Annotated in this window: 12 protein-coding genes and 1 riboswitch; of the genes, 10 read left to right on the plus strand and 2 right to left on the minus strand. The window is 68.8% G+C overall.

Annotated elements, in window-relative coordinates:
• Window positions 1–202 precede the first annotated feature (202 nt).
• A complete protein-coding gene (locus tag ACGFYY_RS41595; RefSeq protein ID WP_393717745.1) occupies window positions 203–1582 on the minus strand; it encodes a cysteine desulfurase/sulfurtransferase TusA family protein in 1380 nt (459 codons plus the stop codon).
• A 283-nt stretch (window positions 1583–1865) separates the two neighbouring features.
• Between ACGFYY_RS41595 and coxB the strand changes: the two genes are divergently transcribed.
• The 4 genes from coxB (at window position 1866) to ACGFYY_RS41615 (ending at window position 6335) form a co-directional block, all read left to right on the plus strand.
• Window positions 1866–2840 (plus strand): cytochrome c oxidase subunit II, encoded by a 975-nt coding sequence (coxB, locus tag ACGFYY_RS41600; protein WP_393717747.1) that lies wholly within the window; start codon window positions 1866–1868, stop codon window positions 2838–2840.
• Window positions 2837–4567 (plus strand): cytochrome c oxidase subunit I, encoded by a 1731-nt coding sequence (ctaD, locus tag ACGFYY_RS41605; protein WP_327735088.1) that lies wholly within the window; start codon window positions 2837–2839, stop codon window positions 4565–4567. Before coxB ends, ctaD begins: the two co-directional genes overlap by 4 nt.
• Window positions 4564–4962: a cytochrome c oxidase subunit 4 gene (locus ACGFYY_RS41610; protein WP_053692942.1), complete on the plus strand. Its 399-nt coding sequence runs from the start codon at window positions 4564–4566 to the stop codon at window positions 4960–4962. The genes ctaD and ACGFYY_RS41610 overlap by 4 nt, the downstream gene beginning before the upstream one ends.
• Before the next feature lie 125 nt (window positions 4963–5087).
• On the plus strand, window positions 5088–6335 hold the full coding sequence (locus ACGFYY_RS41615) for an Ig-like domain-containing protein (RefSeq protein ID WP_365279478.1): 1248 nt from the start codon (window positions 5088–5090) through the stop codon (window positions 6333–6335).
• A gap of 106 nt (window positions 6336–6441) precedes the next feature.
• Here ACGFYY_RS41615 and ACGFYY_RS41620 read toward each other — a convergent pair whose 3' ends face one another.
• The gene (locus ACGFYY_RS41620) at window positions 6442–6843 is read right to left on the minus strand and encodes a hypothetical protein (protein ID WP_365279475.1); all 402 of its coding nucleotides are present in this window, start codon (window positions 6841–6843) and stop codon (window positions 6442–6444) included.
• A 199-nt stretch (window positions 6844–7042) separates the two neighbouring features.
• Between ACGFYY_RS41620 and ACGFYY_RS41625 the strand changes: the two genes are divergently transcribed.
• The 6 genes from ACGFYY_RS41625 (at window position 7043) to ACGFYY_RS41650 (ending at window position 14304) form a co-directional block, all read left to right on the plus strand.
• On the plus strand, window positions 7043–7663 hold the full coding sequence (locus tag ACGFYY_RS41625; RefSeq protein WP_033221876.1) for a heme-copper oxidase subunit III: 621 nt from the start codon (window positions 7043–7045) through the stop codon (window positions 7661–7663).
• Window positions 7664–7739: 76 nt separating this feature from the next.
• The gene (locus ACGFYY_RS41630) at window positions 7740–8549 is read left to right on the plus strand and encodes a c-type cytochrome (protein WP_266390755.1); all 810 of its coding nucleotides are present in this window, start codon (window positions 7740–7742) and stop codon (window positions 8547–8549) included.
• Entirely contained in the window at window positions 8546–9604 is a 1059-nt protein-coding gene (locus tag ACGFYY_RS41635) for a Rieske 2Fe-2S domain-containing protein (RefSeq protein ID WP_365279471.1), read from the plus strand. Before ACGFYY_RS41630 ends, ACGFYY_RS41635 begins: the two co-directional genes overlap by 4 nt.
• Entirely contained in the window at window positions 9601–11226 is a 1626-nt protein-coding gene (locus ACGFYY_RS41640; RefSeq protein WP_393717752.1) for a cytochrome bc complex cytochrome b subunit, read from the plus strand. Before ACGFYY_RS41635 ends, ACGFYY_RS41640 begins: the two co-directional genes overlap by 4 nt.
• A gap of 178 nt (window positions 11227–11404) precedes the next feature.
• A complete protein-coding gene (gene trpD / locus ACGFYY_RS41645) occupies window positions 11405–12469 on the plus strand; it encodes an anthranilate phosphoribosyltransferase (RefSeq protein ID WP_393717753.1) in 1065 nt (354 codons plus the stop codon).
• Window positions 12470–12560: 91 nt separating this feature from the next.
• Window positions 12561–12677: riboswitch (SAM riboswitch) on the plus strand.
• Between the two features lie 223 nt (window positions 12678–12900).
• Window positions 12901–14304, plus strand: a complete 1404-nt coding sequence (locus tag ACGFYY_RS41650; RefSeq protein WP_393717755.1) for an aminotransferase class V-fold PLP-dependent enzyme — start codon at window positions 12901–12903, stop codon at window positions 14302–14304.
• The last annotated feature ends 185 nt before the right edge of the window (window positions 14305–14489 follow it).

Raw genomic sequence — 14489 nt, forward strand, 5'->3', positions numbered from 1 at the left:
GGTGGGCCGGGGGGGCCCCCGCTGCCCGGCGGAGCCGGGTTCCCTGGGGCTCCGCCCCAGACCCCGCGCCTCAAACGCCGGCGAGGCTGGATGTGCCGACCCAGGCTGGATGTGCCGACCCAGGCTGGATGTGCCGGACCCAGGCTGGATGTGCCGGGCCGAAGACGGCCGGGCCGAGGCGGCCGAAGGTGTGGCGGGGACGTCAGGTGGTGCGGCGGACCGTGTAGGCGGAGCCGACCTCGCGCGGGGTCTCGCCCACGTACACGTGCCCCCGCATCGCGCACCACGCCGGGATGTCCAGCCGGGCCACCTCGTCGTCCGACAGGACCGTCACCGTGCCGCCCACCGGGACCCGGCCGATCGCCCGGGCCAGTTCGATCACCGGCTGGGGACACCGAAGCCCGAGCGCGTCGAGCTCCAGGGAGTCCGCCACCGGAGCCACCGCCACCGGCTCCGACACGCCGAGCCGCTCCCGTACGTCCGCCACCGCGCGCGGCAGTACCTCCAGGAACGCGTTGACCTCCTCCGCCGGGGTCCCCGGCGGCAGGGACACCCGCACGTTCCCCTCCGACAGCACGCCCATCGCCCGCAGCACGTGACTGGGGGTCAGCGTGGAGCTCGTGCAGGAGGAGCCCGAGGAGACCGAGAAGCCGGCCCGGTCCAGCTCGTGCAGCAGGGTCTCCCCGTCGACGTAGAGACAGGAGAAGGTGACCAGGTGCGGCAGCCGCCGCTCCGAATGGCCCACCACCTCCACGTCCGGGACCAACCGCACCACCCGCCGCCGGATACGGTCCACCAGGACCCGCAGCCGGGCCGCCTCCGCGTCCGCCTCGGCCCGTACGGCCCGGAGGGAAGCCGCCGCGGCCACGATCGCGGGCAGGTTCGTGAAACCGGGGGAGCGCCCCGACTCCCTCTCGTCCGCGGGGCCTTGGGGGGAGAAGCGCACGCCCTTGCGGACCGCCAGCAGGCCGACCCCGGGCGGACCGCCCCATTTGTGCGCACTCGCGGCCAGGACGGACCAGGCGCCCTCCACCGGACCCCAGCCCAGCGACTGGGCCGCGTCCACCAGCAGCGGCACCCCTGCCGCCCCGCAGGCCTCGGCCACCTCCGCCACCGGCTGGACCGTGCCCACCTCGTGGTTGGCCGACTGGAGGCAGGCGAGGGCGGTCTCCGGGGTGAGCGCGTCCGCGTAGGCGGCGGGCGTCACCGCGCCCCACCGGTCCACCGGGACCTCGGCCACCGTCCCGCCGCGCGCCTCGTGCACCTCGGCCGCGTGCAATACCGAACTGTGTTCGACCGCCGATACGACCAGATGACTTCCGACGCGCCGGCGCCCCGCGAGGCCCCCGGCCACTCCCGTGTGAACCGCGTGCGTCCCCGAAGGAGTGAACACGAGCTCGTCGGCCCGGCATCCCACCGCCTCCGCAGCGGCCTCCCGCGCCGCGTCCAGCAACAGCCGGGCGCGCCTGCCCTCCCGGTACAACCGGGCCGGATCGGCCCAGCCCTCGTCCAGGGAGGCCTGCAACGCCTGGCGGGCCACGGGGTGCAGGGGAGCGGCGGACGCGCTGTCGAAGTACGGCATCCGGTCACGCTACCCCCGGGCCCGGAGCGTTCGAGGTCAGGGGGCGTCAGATGTGCTCCGGAGCCCGCCATTCAGGGCCATTCGCACCGTCCCCCGGACGGCGGATCCATCCCTTCGGGGGCAGTAGCGGCGCGTTGGGCACCCTCCCCGCGCGACCCCAAATAGCGTCCAGTAGGGTTTGGTCCGCATAAACATCCAAACCCCTGCCTGCGTCAGGGCCGGCGACCGACCCGAACACGGCCGCGGCCGGCCGCGCGGGCCGAGACTCTCGGGAAGGCGCTACGTGAGTCCCTACGGCTCCGACCGCTCGCCGCGGCGCCCGATGCGGCGGAAGCTGCTGCAGGCGCTGACTGCGGGCGTGGTCCTGGCGACCGCCACTGGTTGCTCGTATACATGGAAAGACTTCCCCCGCCTCGGAATGCCGACTCCGGTAACCGAGGAGGCGCCGCGCATCCTCTCCCTGTGGCAGGGATCCTGGGCGGCCGCGCTGGTCACGGGCATCCTCGTATGGGGCCTGATCATCTGGAGCGTCATCTTCCACCGGCGCAGCCGGACGAAGATCGAGGTGCCCGCGCAGACCCGGTACAACATGCCCATCGAGGCGCTGTACACCGTGGTCCCGCTGATCATCGTCTCGGTGCTCTTCTACTTCACCGCTCGTGACGAGTCGAAGCTCCTGGCCCTCACCCCGAAGCCGCCGCACACGATCAACGTGGTCGGCTTCCAGTGGAGCTGGGGCTTCAACTACGTCGAGAACGTCGACGGCGACGCGGCCACCCCGAAGGCGGGCACGGTCCCCAAGGAGCTGGCCTCCCTCCCGGACCGCTTCACCAAGGACTTCCCGGCGGGCGCCGAGGGCGTCTACCAGAAGGGCGTCCCGGGCGACCGGAACCCCCAGACGGGCAACCCGGGTCCGACGCTGGTCCTCCCCAAGGGTGAGAAGGTCCGGTTCATCCTGTCCTCGAACGACGTGATCCACTCCTTCTGGGTGGTCCCGTTCCTGTTCAAGCAGGACGTCATTCCGGGCCACACCAACGTCTTCGAGGTCACCCCGTCCGAATACGGCACCTTCATGGGCAAGTGCGCCGAACTCTGCGGCGTCGACCACTCCCGGATGCTCTTCAACGTCAAGGTGGTCTCCCCTGAGGACTACCGGGCGTACCTGAAGGATCTGGCGGAGAAGGGTCAGACCGGCTTCCTCCCGGCCGGTATCCAGCAGAGCGACCCGGCCCGGAATGCGGAAGTGAACAAACTGTGAGCATCCTCAACGAATCCCAGGGTGCCGCCGCCGACTCGTATGAGAACGAGCTGCCGGTACGGCGCAAGCAGCCGGGCAATGTGGTCGTGAAGTGGATGACCACGACCGACCACAAGACCATCGGCACGATGTACCTGGTCACGTCGTTCGTGTTCTTCATCATCGGCGGTCTGCTGGCGCTCTTCATGCGCGCCGAGCTGGCTCGTCCGGGCACGCAGATCATGTCGAACGAGCAGTTCAACCAGGCGTTCACCATGCATGGCACGATCATGCTGCTGATGTTCGCCACCCCGCTCTTCGCGGGCTTCGCCAACTGGATCATGCCGCTGCAGATCGGCGCGCCCGACGTGGCGTTCCCGCGGCTGAACATGTTCGCGTACTGGCTGTACCTCTTCGGCTCGACCATCGCGGTGGCCGGCTTCGTCACGCCGAACGGCGCCGCCGACTTCGGCTGGTTCGCCTACTCCCCGCTGTCGGACGCCGTCCGCTCGCCGGGCATCGGCGCCGACATGTGGATCATGGGTCTGGCCTTCTCCGGCTTCGGCACGATCCTCGGCTCGGTCAACTTCATCACCACGATCATCTGCATGCGCGCTCCGGGCATGACGATGTTCCGCATGCCGATCTTCACCTGGAACGTGCTGCTGACCGGTGTCCTGGTCCTGCTCGCCTTCCCGGTGCTGGCCGCCGCGCTCTTCGCGCTGGAAGCCGACCGCAAGTTCGGTTCGCATGTGTTCGATGCCGCGAACGGCGGCGCATTGCTATGGCAACACCTCTTCTGGTTCTTCGGGCACCCAGAGGTGTACATCATCGCGCTGCCGTTCTTCGGAATCGTCTCCGAGATCATCCCGGTCTTCAGCCGTAAGCCGATGTTCGGCTACATCGGCCTGATCGCCGCGACGATCGCGATCGCCGGCCTCTCCGTGACCGTGTGGGCCCACCACATGTACGTCACCGGCGGTGTGCTGCTGCCGTTCTTCTCCTTCATGACCTTCCTGATCGCGGTACCGACCGGTGTGAAGTTCTTCAACTGGATCGGCACCATGTGGAAGGGCTCGTTGTCCTTCGAGACCCCGATGCTCTGGACGATCGGCTTCCTGGTCACCTTCACCTTCGGTGGTCTGACCGGCGTCATCCTGGCCTCGCCCCCGATGGACTTCCACGTCTCCGACTCGTACTTCGTCGTCGCGCACTTCCACTACGTCGTCTTCGGCACCGTGGTGTTCGCGATGTTCGCCGGCTTCCACTTCTGGTGGCCGAAGTTCACGGGCAAGATGCTGGACGAGCGCCTCGGCAAGATGACGTTCTGGACGCTGTTCATCGGCTTCCACGGCACCTTCCTGGTGCAGCACTGGCTCGGTGCCGAGGGCATGCCGCGTCGTTACGCGGACTACCTCGCCGCCGACGGCTTCACCGCGCTGAACACGATCTCGACGATCAGCTCGTTCGTGCTCGGCCTGTCGATGCTGCCGTTCATGTACAACGTCTGGAAGACGGCCAAGTACGGCGAGAAGGTCGAGGTCGACGACCCGTGGGGTTACGGCCGTTCGCTCGAGTGGGCGACGTCCTGCCCGCCGCCGCGGCACAACTTCCTCACCCTGCCGCGGATCCGTTCCGAATCCCCGGCGTTCGACCTGCACCACCCTGAGATCGCGGCCCTCGACCACCTCGAGGACCACAGCGTCGCCGCCAAGGCCGTCACCGGTGGCAAGGAGGCCGACAAGTGAAGATCCAGGGCAAGATGTTCCTCTGGCTCTCCTTCTTCATCCTGATCATGGCCGTCGTGTACGGCGTGTGGTCGAAGGAGCCCGTCGGTACCACCGCGCTCTTCCTGGCCTTCGGCCTGAGCGTCATGATCGGCTACTACCTGGCCTTCACGGCCAAGCGTGTGGACGAGATGGCCCAGGACAACCTGGAGGCCGACGTCGCCGACGAGGCGGGCGAGCTGGGGTTCTTCTCCCCGCACAGCTGGCAGCCGCTCTCGCTGGGCATCGGCGGTGCGCTCGCGTTCATGGGCGTCATCTTCGGCTGGTGGCTCATGTACTTCTCGGCTCCGATCATCATGATCGGCCTGTGGGGCTGGGTGTACGAGTACTACCGCGGTGAGAACCAGAACCAGTAGCACCACCTTCGCGGCCGCGCCGTGACGCACCTGGGGCCCGGGCCCCTCCTTCGGGAGGAGCTCGGGCCCCTCGTTTGCAGTCACCCCGCGCGCCGTATTTGTCATATCTTCATAGCGTTGGATCCATGAAGCACTCACCGCGTCTTTGGACGGTACTCAGCTGCTCCCTGCTGGTCGCGTCCCTCGGGGCCGGCGCCACCGCATGCGGGTCCGGCGACAAGAACCCGCTGTCAGCCCGCCCGTTCGACGCGGGCGATCAGGTCGCCTTCAACCAGAGCGCCGGCAAGCGTCCCGTGAACCCCGACCGGCCCCTGGAGATCACCGCCAAGAGCGGCGGCGGCCGGATCACCGATGTGCTGGCCGTGGACACCCACGGCCGCCGCCTGGCGGGCGAACTGAGCGCCAAGGGGGACCGCTGGCACAGCACGACCCCGATGGCCTCAGGCGTCCGCTACACGGTCACCGTGAGCACCGAGGACGAGCGGGGCGCCCCCGGGCAGCGCACGCTCACCTTCGACACCACCCCCTCCAAGGGGATCCTGAAGGTCGAATTCGGCCCGGACGAGGGCAAGTACGGCGTCGGGCAGCCCATCACCGCCGAACTCAGCGAACCGGTCCAGGACAAGGCCGCCCGCGCCATCGTGGAACGGGGCCTCGTCGTCGACGCCCCGCCCGGGGTCGAGGGCGCCTGGCACTGGGTGGACGACAAGAACCTCCACTACCGGCCCAAGGACTACTGGCCCGCCAACTCGGCCGTCTCCGTACGGAGCAACCTGGAGGGCGTCAGGATCACCGACGAGCTCCACGGAGCCGTCGCCAAGCCGCTGAAGCTGGAGATCGGGGACCGGGTCGAGGTCACCACCGACGCCTCCTCGCACTACCTCACGTTCAAGCGCAACGGAGAAGTGATCAACACCATTCCGGTGACCACCGGAAAGCCCGGCTTCTCCACCCGCAACGGCATCAAGGTGGTGCTGGGCAAGCAGTACTTCGTACAGATGCGCGGCGACACCGTCGGCATCGGCGGCAGCGAGTACTACAACCTGCCCGTCTACTACGCCACCCGCGTCACCTGGAGTGGTGAATACGTCCACGCCGCGCCGTGGTCCGTCGGCTCCCAGGGCTACGAGAACGTCAGCCACGGCTGCACGGGCATGAGCACCGGCAACGCCGCCTGGTTCTACGAGAACATCACCGAGGGCGACATCGTCCAGGTGATCAACAGCATCGGCGACGACATGGACGTCTTCGGCAACGGCTTCGGCGACTGGAACATGGACTGGAAGGACTGGCGCCAGGGCAGCGCCCTCCTCAAGGGCACCCAGGAAGGCCGCAGCCCGGTCGACCAGGCCCGCCTGCGCCCCACCGTCTAGGTGGCCGCGGCCCGGTCCCTCCCCCCGGACGCCGTCCGGGGGGAGGATCCCGGCCTCATTCACCCGTAAGAGCCCCTGTGGGGCGCGCGAGGCCCCGCGGGACGTATCAGGCGTCCAGGGACAGACGGGTCCTCAGGAGGCCCGCCAGGGTGTCCGCGAACTGCACCGGGTCCACCGGAAGGGTCACCGCGGCGTCCGCGCGGCTCCACGTGGCCAGCCAGGCGTCCTGCGGGCGCCCCATCAGCAACAGCACCGGCGGACACCGGAAGATCTCGTCCTTGATCTGCCGGCACACACCCATGCCCCCGGCCGGAACCGCCTCGCCGTCCAGCACGCACACGTCGACACCGCCCGCGTCCAGCGCTGTCAGGACCGCCGGCAGCGTCGCGCACTCCAGGAACTCCACCGGCGGCAGGTCCGCGGCGGGCCTGCGTCCTGCCGCCAGCCGCACCTGCTCCCGGGTGCCCGCGTCGTCGCTGTAGACCAGAACCCGCGCAGTCGCCCGCATTTCGTTCCTCCACGTGGCCGTGAATCACGTTGATGTTGCGCGGGATGCTACTCCTCCCGGTGCGTCGTCAACATCGGTTCGAACATGTCGCAGGTGACCGCGCGCAGGGCTCATCTGATGGGCCGTTCGGGCCTTGCACACGCCCCTGACACTCCGAACGGCACCCCCCGGGGTGAGGGCGGGATAAGCGACCGACATAATGTCGGTCGTGGCGACAGCAACGACAGTAGATACCGGGCACGCGCACCCGACGGTCAACCGGCCGAACCTCGTCAGCGTCGGAACCATCATCTGGTTGAGTTCCGAGCTGATGTTCTTCGCGGCCCTCTTCGCGATGTACTTCACCCTGCGATCCGTGATGGGTCCCGAGTTCTGGACGGAACAGGCCGAAGCCCTGAACCTGCCGTTCTCGGCGACGAACACGACGATCCTGGTGCTTTCCTCGCTCACCTGCCAGCTCGGCGTATTCGCCGCCGAGCGCGGTGACGTGAAGAAGCTCAGGACGTGGTTCATCATCACGTTCGTCATGGGTGCGATCTTCATTGGCGGCCAGGTGTTCGAGTACACCGAGCTGGTCAAGCATGAGGGCCTGTCCCTCTCGTCCAACCCGTACGGCTCGGTGTTCTACCTGACCACCGGTTTCCACGGGCTGCACGTGACGGGCGGTCTCATCGCCTTCCTGCTGGTCCTCGGCCGGACGTACGCGGCCAAGAGGTTCACCCACGAACAGGCCACGTCGGCCATCGTCGTGTCCTACTACTGGCACTTCGTCGACGTCGTCTGGATCGGCCTCTTCGCGACGATCTACCTGATCAAGTAGCGAACACGTCACCGGGCGAGACCCGGCACTCCATCCAGACACACCGACGCAGAAGATCCTGACACCGGGGTAATCCGTGAAAAAGCTCTCCGCACGACGACGCCATCCGCTGGCGGCGGTCGTCGTTCTACTCCTCGCGCTGGCGGCCACTGGGGGGCTTTACGCCGCCTTCGCCCCCGCGGGCAAGGCGCAGGCCGATGAAACCGCCCAGTCCCTCGCCATCGAGGAGGGCAAGAAGCTCTACGCCGTGGGTTGCGCAAGCTGCCACGGAACCGGCGGTCAGGGTTCCTCTGACGGCCCGAGCCTGGTCGGCGTCGGCTCCGCGGCCGTCGACTTCCAGGTGAGCACGGGCCGCATGCCCGCCCAGCAGCCCGGCGCCCAGGTGCCGAAGAAGCCCGTCATCTACGACCAGGCGCAGATCGACCAGCTGGCCGCGTACATCGCGTCGCTCGGCGCCGGTCCGATCACGCCGACCGAGAAGCAGTACGACCCGGCCGGTGCCGACATCGCCAACGGTGGTGAGCTCTTCCGCAACAACTGCGCGCAGTGCCACAACTTCACCGGTGAAGGCGGCGCGCTGACGAACGGCAAGTACGCCCCCAACCTCGAGGGCGTCTCGCCGAAGCACATCTACGAGGCCATGCAGACCGGCCCGCAGAACATGCCCTCCTTCCCCGACAGCACCATGCCGGAGAAGCAGAAGAAGGACATCATCGCGTACCTCGAGAACGTCAACGGCGAGAAGTCGACCAGCCCCGGTGGCCTGAAGCTCGGCGGCCTCGGCCCCGTCTCCGAGGGTCTGTTCGGCTGGATCTTCGCCCTCGGTGCGCTGATCGCTGTCGCCGTCTGGGTCGCGGCCCACACCGCTAAGGCCAAGAAGTCATGAGTAACCAAGAGATTCCCGAAGAGAAGCACCTGCCGAGCGAGCAGGGCGACGCCCACCACGGTGGCGTAGCGGTCGCGGACGACCCGTTCGCCGACCCGGGCCTCCCGGTCCACAAGCCCCGCATCCAGGACATCGACGAGCGGGCGGCGAAGCGCTCCGAGCGCACCGTCGCGATGCTCTTCACGCTGTCGATGCTGGCGACGATCGCCTTCATCGCGTCCTACGTGATCTTCCCGGTCGACAAGATCGTCTACATCTTCCCCATCGGGAAGGTCAGCGCGCTCAACTTCTCCCTGGGCCTGACCCTGGGCGTGGCCCTCTTCTGCATCGGCGCGGGCGCGGTCCACTGGGCCCGCACCCTGATGTCCGACGTCGAGGTCGCCGCCGAGCGTCACGAGATCGCCGCTCCGCCGGAGGTCAAGGCGCAGGTCCTGCAGGACTTCGCCGACGGCGCGAGCGAGTCCGGCATCGGCCGCCGGCCCCTGATCCGCAACACGATGCTGGGCGCGATGGCCATGGTGCCGCTCGCCGGCGTCATGCTGCTGCGCGACCTGGGCCCGCTGCCCGAGGAGAAGCTGCGCAAGACCCTGTGGGCCAAGGGCAAGCTGCTCATCAACGACAACACCAACGAGCCGCTGCGTCCCGAGGACGTGCTCGTCGGGTCGCTGACCTTCGTCAGGCCGGAAGGCCTGGAGGAGGAGCAGCACGACTTCCAGGTCCAGATCGCCAAGGCCGCCCTGATGATCGTCCGTATCCAGCCGGACGACATCAAGGACAAGAAGGAACTGGAGTGGTCCCACGACGGGATCGTGGCCTACTCCAAGATCTGCACCCACGTCGGCTGCCCGATCAGCCTGTACGAGCAGCAGACGCACCACGTGCTCTGCCCGTGCCACCAGTCCACCTTCGACCTCTCCGACGGCGCCCGTGTCATCTTCGGCCCGGCCGGTCACGCGCTTCCGCAGCTGCGGATCGGCGTGAATGACGAAGGCTTCCTCGAAGCGCTCGGCGACTTCGAAGAGCCCGTCGGTCCTGCATTCTGGGAGCGCGGATGAGCACCAGCGACAACAACCAGCGCAAAGCGCCGGCCGGCGAGCGCGTAGCGGACTGGGCGGACGGCCGCCTGGGCATCTACGGCCTCGCCAAGGCCAACATGCGCAAGATCTTCCCGGACCACTGGTCCTTCATGCTGGGTGAGATCTGCCTGTACAGCTTCATCATCATCATCCTCACGGGTGTGTACCTGACGCTGTTCTTCCACCCGAGCATGAACGAGGTCGTGTACCACGGCTCGTACGTGCCGATGCAGGGCGTCATGATGTCCGAGGCCTTCGCCTCGACGCTCAACATCAGCTTCGAGGTCCGCGGTGGCCTGCTGATCCGTCAGATCCACCACTGGGCGGCGCTGATCTTCGTCGCGGCGATGGTCGTGCACATGATGCGCGTCTTCTTCACCGGCGCGTTCCGCAAGCCCCGTGAGGTCAACTGGATCTTCGGCTTCCTGCTGCTGGTCCTCGGCATGTTCACCGGCTTCACCGGTTACTCGCTGCCGGACGACCTGCTCTCGGGTACCGGTGTCCGCTTCATGCAGGGCGCCATCCTGTCCGTCCCGGTCGTCGGCACGTACCTGTCGATGTTCCTGTTCGGCGGGGAGTTCCCGGGCGGCGACTTCGTCGCGCGGTTCTACTCGGTGCACATCCTGCTGCTGCCCGGCATCATGATGGGCCTGCTCGTGGCCCACCTGATCCTGGTCTTCTACCACAAGCACACCCAGTTCGCGGGTCCCGGCAAGACGAACAACAACGTCGTCGGCATGCCGCTGCTGCCGGTCTACATGGCCAAGGCCGGAGGCTTCTTCTTCCTGGTCTTCGGTGTCATCGCGGCCGTCGCGGCCATCGCCACGATCAACCCGATCTGGGCGCTCGGCCCGTACCGCCCGGACCACGTGTCCACCGGTGCGCAGCCCGACTGGTACATGGGTATGCCGGAAGGCCTGATCCGAGCCATGCCCGGCTGGGAGATCAACCTGTGGGGCCACACGCTCGTCCTGGGCGTGTTCATCCCGCTGCTGCTCTTCCCGCTGGTCCTCGGCGCGATCGCCGTCTGGCCGTTCATCGAGTCCTGGGTCACCGGGGACAAGCGCGAGCACCACATCCTGGACCGCCCGCGCAACGTCCCGACCCGCACCGCCTTCGGTGTCGCCTGGATCGCGGAGTACATCGTGCTCCTCATCGGCGGCGGCAACGACATGTTCGCCCAGTACTTCCACCTGTCGATCAACTCGATCACGTGGTTCGTCCGGATCGGCTTCTTCGTCGTCCCGGTGCTGGCGTTCATCGTCACCAAGCGGATCTGCCTCGGCCTGCAGCGTCGTGACCACGACAAGGTGCTGCACGGTCGCGAGACCGGCATCATCAAGCGTCTGCCGCACGGTGAGTTCGTCGAGGTCCACGAGCCGCTCCCGGCGGGCCAGCTGCACAAGCTCACCGCGCACGAGCAGTACAAGCCGATCGAGATCGGCCCGACGGTCGACGAGAACGGTGTCGAGCGCAAGGTGAAGGCCACCGAGAAGCTGCGCGCCAAGCTCAGCCAGGGCCTCTACGGTGAGAACAACCAGATTCCGAAGCCCACGGTGGAGGAATACAAGGAGATCCAGTCCGGCCACGGCCACCACTGATCTCCGGATGAACGCATGAGGGATTGATTTCGGTCAGTCCTGGTGTCGCCACGGCGAGAGCCCCGTCCAGTGTCTGGACGGGGCTCTTTGCCGTAACCGGGGCTGGATAGGCTGAACCCTGACCGATCAGACGTGGCGCCAGAACATGAGGACGGCCCACCGACAGCAGGAGCGGACCATGAACGTTGCGACCCCGGCAGGCGGCGACAGCGTGGCGGCCCGTGGCTGGCCGGGCGTTCTCGACGCTCTGCTGACCGGCCAGGACCTGACCGCCGAGGACACCGCCTGGGCCATGGACCGGATCATGCGCGGAGAAGCCACCGACGCGCAGATCGCCGGCTTCACGGTCGCGCTGCGGGCCAAGGGGGAGACGGTCGAGGAGATCGACGGTCTCGTACGGGCCATGTACGAGCACGCCAACCTCATCGAGGTGCCGGGCCGGACGGTGGACATCGTCGGCACGGGCGGCGACGGGGCCAAAACGGTGAACATCTCCACGATGTCCGCGGTCGTGGTGGCCGGAACCGGCGCCAAGGTCGTCAAGCACGGCAACCGGGCGGCCTCCTCCGCGAGCGGCTCGTCGGACGTCCTGGAGAAGCTGGGGGTGAACCTCAACCTCAGCCTGCCCCGGGTCGTGGAGGTCGCCGAGGAGGCCGGCATCACCTTCTGCTTCGCGGTGAAGTTCCACCCGGCGCTGCGGCACGTGGCCGCGGCCCGCAAGGAACTGGGCATCCGGACCTTCTTCAACGCGCTCGGCCCGCTGACCAACCCGGCCCGGGTGCGGGCCCAGGCGACCGGTGTGGCCGACCCCCGGATGGCCCCCATCGTGGCGGGCGTGCTCGCCTCGCGGGGCTCCTCCGCCCTGGTCTTCCGCGGCGACGACGGCCTGGACGAACTGACCACCACCTCGACCTCGCGCATCTGGTGGGTCCGGGACGGCAAGGTCTCCGAGCAGGCCTTCGACCCCCGCGACGTGGGCATCCCCCTGGTCGACGTCTCCGCCCTGGCCGGCGGGGACCCCGCGTACAACGCGGACGTGGCCCGCCGCCTGTTGGCCGGTGAGACCGGCCCGGTCCGTGACGCCGTGCTGCTGAACTCGGCGGCCGCCCTCGTCGCCCTGGACCCCGGCCCCGGCAGCCTGGAGGACCAGCTCGCCGCCGGCATCGCCCGGGCGGCGGAATCCATCGATTCGGGCGCGGCGCGGGCCGCCCTGGAGCGCTGGGTGACCGCCAGCAACGCGTAGCGGTACGAGAACGGCGGGAAAGCGACGACCCCGGTCCGCCATGCGGACCGGGGTCTTGCGTTGCGGCGATCTTGTGGCAGGATGCTGGACAGGTCACGAGTGACAGCGTTTAGGCCCCGGCTTGCTGTCCGGCAACCCTCCTTCCGTGGCGGGGTGCCCCGGGTGATGACCAGGTCGTAGGCAGCAAGGCCTACGGCAAGCGCGGATCCCTCGACACCAGGGGTCCTGGTCTTCTCGAGGAGCTTTTTCCGTGAGCAAGCGAATGCGATAGGGCGACTCCGCCCCTACTTCACCCCTCGGATCAGGGCCACTTCCGTGTGCCCCCGCCCAGCGCGGTCCGAGGCCCCTCCCGTACCCCGGACGGCCGCAGCGTCGTACCCGCGTACGGGCACACCGAAGCCATTCAGCCCTGCCTGCCGGGAGATACCGCCATGTCCGCATCCCTGAACGCCGTCGCCACCACCGCCTCCGCCGCCCCCGTCGACCCCGCCTGTGTCGAGCCGCTCGCGGTCCTCGGCCGGGACGTGACCGTCCCCCTCGTCACCGGCGGCGAGGTCACCTACGCGGCCCTCGACTACGCGGCCAGCGCCCCCGCCCTGCAGCGCGTCTGGGACGACGTGGCCGCGTACGCCCCGTACTACGGCAGCGTGCACCGCGGCGCCGGATACCTGTCACAGCTCTCCACCGACCTCTTCGAGCAGAGCCGGGTCACCGTCGCCGAGTTCCTCGACTGCCGTCCCACCGACCAGGTCGTCTTCACCCGCTCCACGACCGACTCGCTGAACCTGCTCGCCGCCGTACTTCCCGCCGACTGCCAGGTGTTCGTCTTCGAGACCGAGCACCACGCCTCCCTGCTGCCGTGGGTCGACGCGCAGGTCACCTACCTGAACGCGCCGCGCACCCCGCGCGAGGCCGTCGCCACCCTGGAGCGGGCCCTCGCCGACCGCGACCCCTACGGCCCCGCCCTGGTCTGCGTCACCGGCGCCTCCAACGTCACCGGTGAGCTGTGGCCCGTCAAGGAACTCGCCGCCGCCGCGCACGCCCACGGCGCGCGGATCGTCCTGGACGCCGCCCAACTGGCCCCGCACCACCCCGTCTCCGTGCAGGAACTGGACGTCGACTGGGTCGCCTTCTCCGGACACAAGCTGTACGCGCCCTTCGGCTCGGGCGTACTCGCCGGGCGCGCGGACTGGCTGCGGGAAGCACAGCCCTACCTGGCCGGCGGCGGAGCCTCCCGCAAGGTGGCCCGGCGCGAGGACGGCGGCGTCGACGTCGAGTGGCACACCACCGCGGCCCGCCACGAAGCCGGCTCCCCGAACGTCATCGGCGTCTACTCCATCGCCTCGGCCTGCAAGGCCCTGACCGAGGCCGGCTTCGAGAACCTCGTCGCCCGCGAGCGGCAACTCATCGCGAAGGTCCGGTCGGGCCTGGCGGAGGTCCCGGCGGTCCGGATCCTCTCCCTCTTCGGGGACGACGCGCCGCGCGTCGGCGTCATCTCCTTCGTGGTGGACGGCTGGAACAGCTCCCACTTCGCCGCCGCCCTGTCCGCCGAGTACGGGATCGGCGTACGCGACGGCCTGTTCTGCGCCCACCCGCTGGTCCGCACCCTGCTGGGCAGCGAGCCGCAGACCCAGGGCGAATGCGGAGCCCCCGAGGCGGCGCCGGGGGAGCGCTCGCTGAACGCGATCCGCGTCAGCTTCGGCGCAGGCACCCCCGACGAGCACGTCGACCGCTTCGTCGGCGCGGTGCAGGAACTGGTCACCTCCGGAGCCAAGTGGCAGTACCGCACGGAGGAAGGCCGCTGCGTTCCCCTGCGGGGCGGCCCGGTGGTGTGAGGTTCGGGTCGGGCTCCGCCCGGGGCCGGGTCCCCTGCCGGGTCCCCTGCGGGGTTGCTCGGTGGTGTGGGGTGCGAGTCGGGCTGCGCCCGGGGCGGGGGGGGGGGGGGGGGGGGGGGGGGGGGGGGGGGGGGGGGGGGGGGGGGGGGGGGGGGGGGGGGGGGGGGGGGGGGGGGGGGGGGGGG

This window comes from Streptomyces sp. NPDC048331 (assembly GCF_043201215.1).
Lineage (GTDB): Bacteria > Actinomycetota > Actinomycetes > Streptomycetales > Streptomycetaceae > Streptomyces.

What these genes read in the sequence shown, in the direction of transcription:
- ACGFYY_RS41595 (WP_393717745.1), bottom strand. Translation starts at nt 1,582, where the DNA reads ATGCCGTACTTCGACAGCGCGTCCGCCGCTCCCCTGCACCCCGTGGCC.
- ACGFYY_RS41615 (WP_365279478.1), top strand. Translation starts at nt 5,088, where the DNA reads ATGAAGCACTCACCGCGTCTTTGGACGGTACTCAGCTGCTCCCTGCTG.
- ACGFYY_RS41620 (WP_365279475.1), bottom strand. Translation starts at nt 6,843, where the DNA reads ATGCGGGCGACTGCGCGGGTTCTGGTCTACAGCGACGACGCGGGCACC.
- ACGFYY_RS41625 (WP_033221876.1), top strand. Translation starts at nt 7,043, where the DNA reads ATGTCGGTCGTGGCGACAGCAACGACAGTAGATACCGGGCACGCGCAC.
- ACGFYY_RS41635 (WP_365279471.1), top strand. Translation starts at nt 8,546, where the DNA reads ATGAGTAACCAAGAGATTCCCGAAGAGAAGCACCTGCCGAGCGAGCAG.
- ACGFYY_RS41640 (WP_393717752.1), top strand. Translation starts at nt 9,601, where the DNA reads ATGAGCACCAGCGACAACAACCAGCGCAAAGCGCCGGCCGGCGAGCGC.
- trpD (WP_393717753.1), top strand. Translation starts at nt 11,405, where the DNA reads ATGAACGTTGCGACCCCGGCAGGCGGCGACAGCGTGGCGGCCCGTGGC.
- ACGFYY_RS41650 (WP_393717755.1), top strand. Translation starts at nt 12,901, where the DNA reads ATGTCCGCATCCCTGAACGCCGTCGCCACCACCGCCTCCGCCGCCCCC.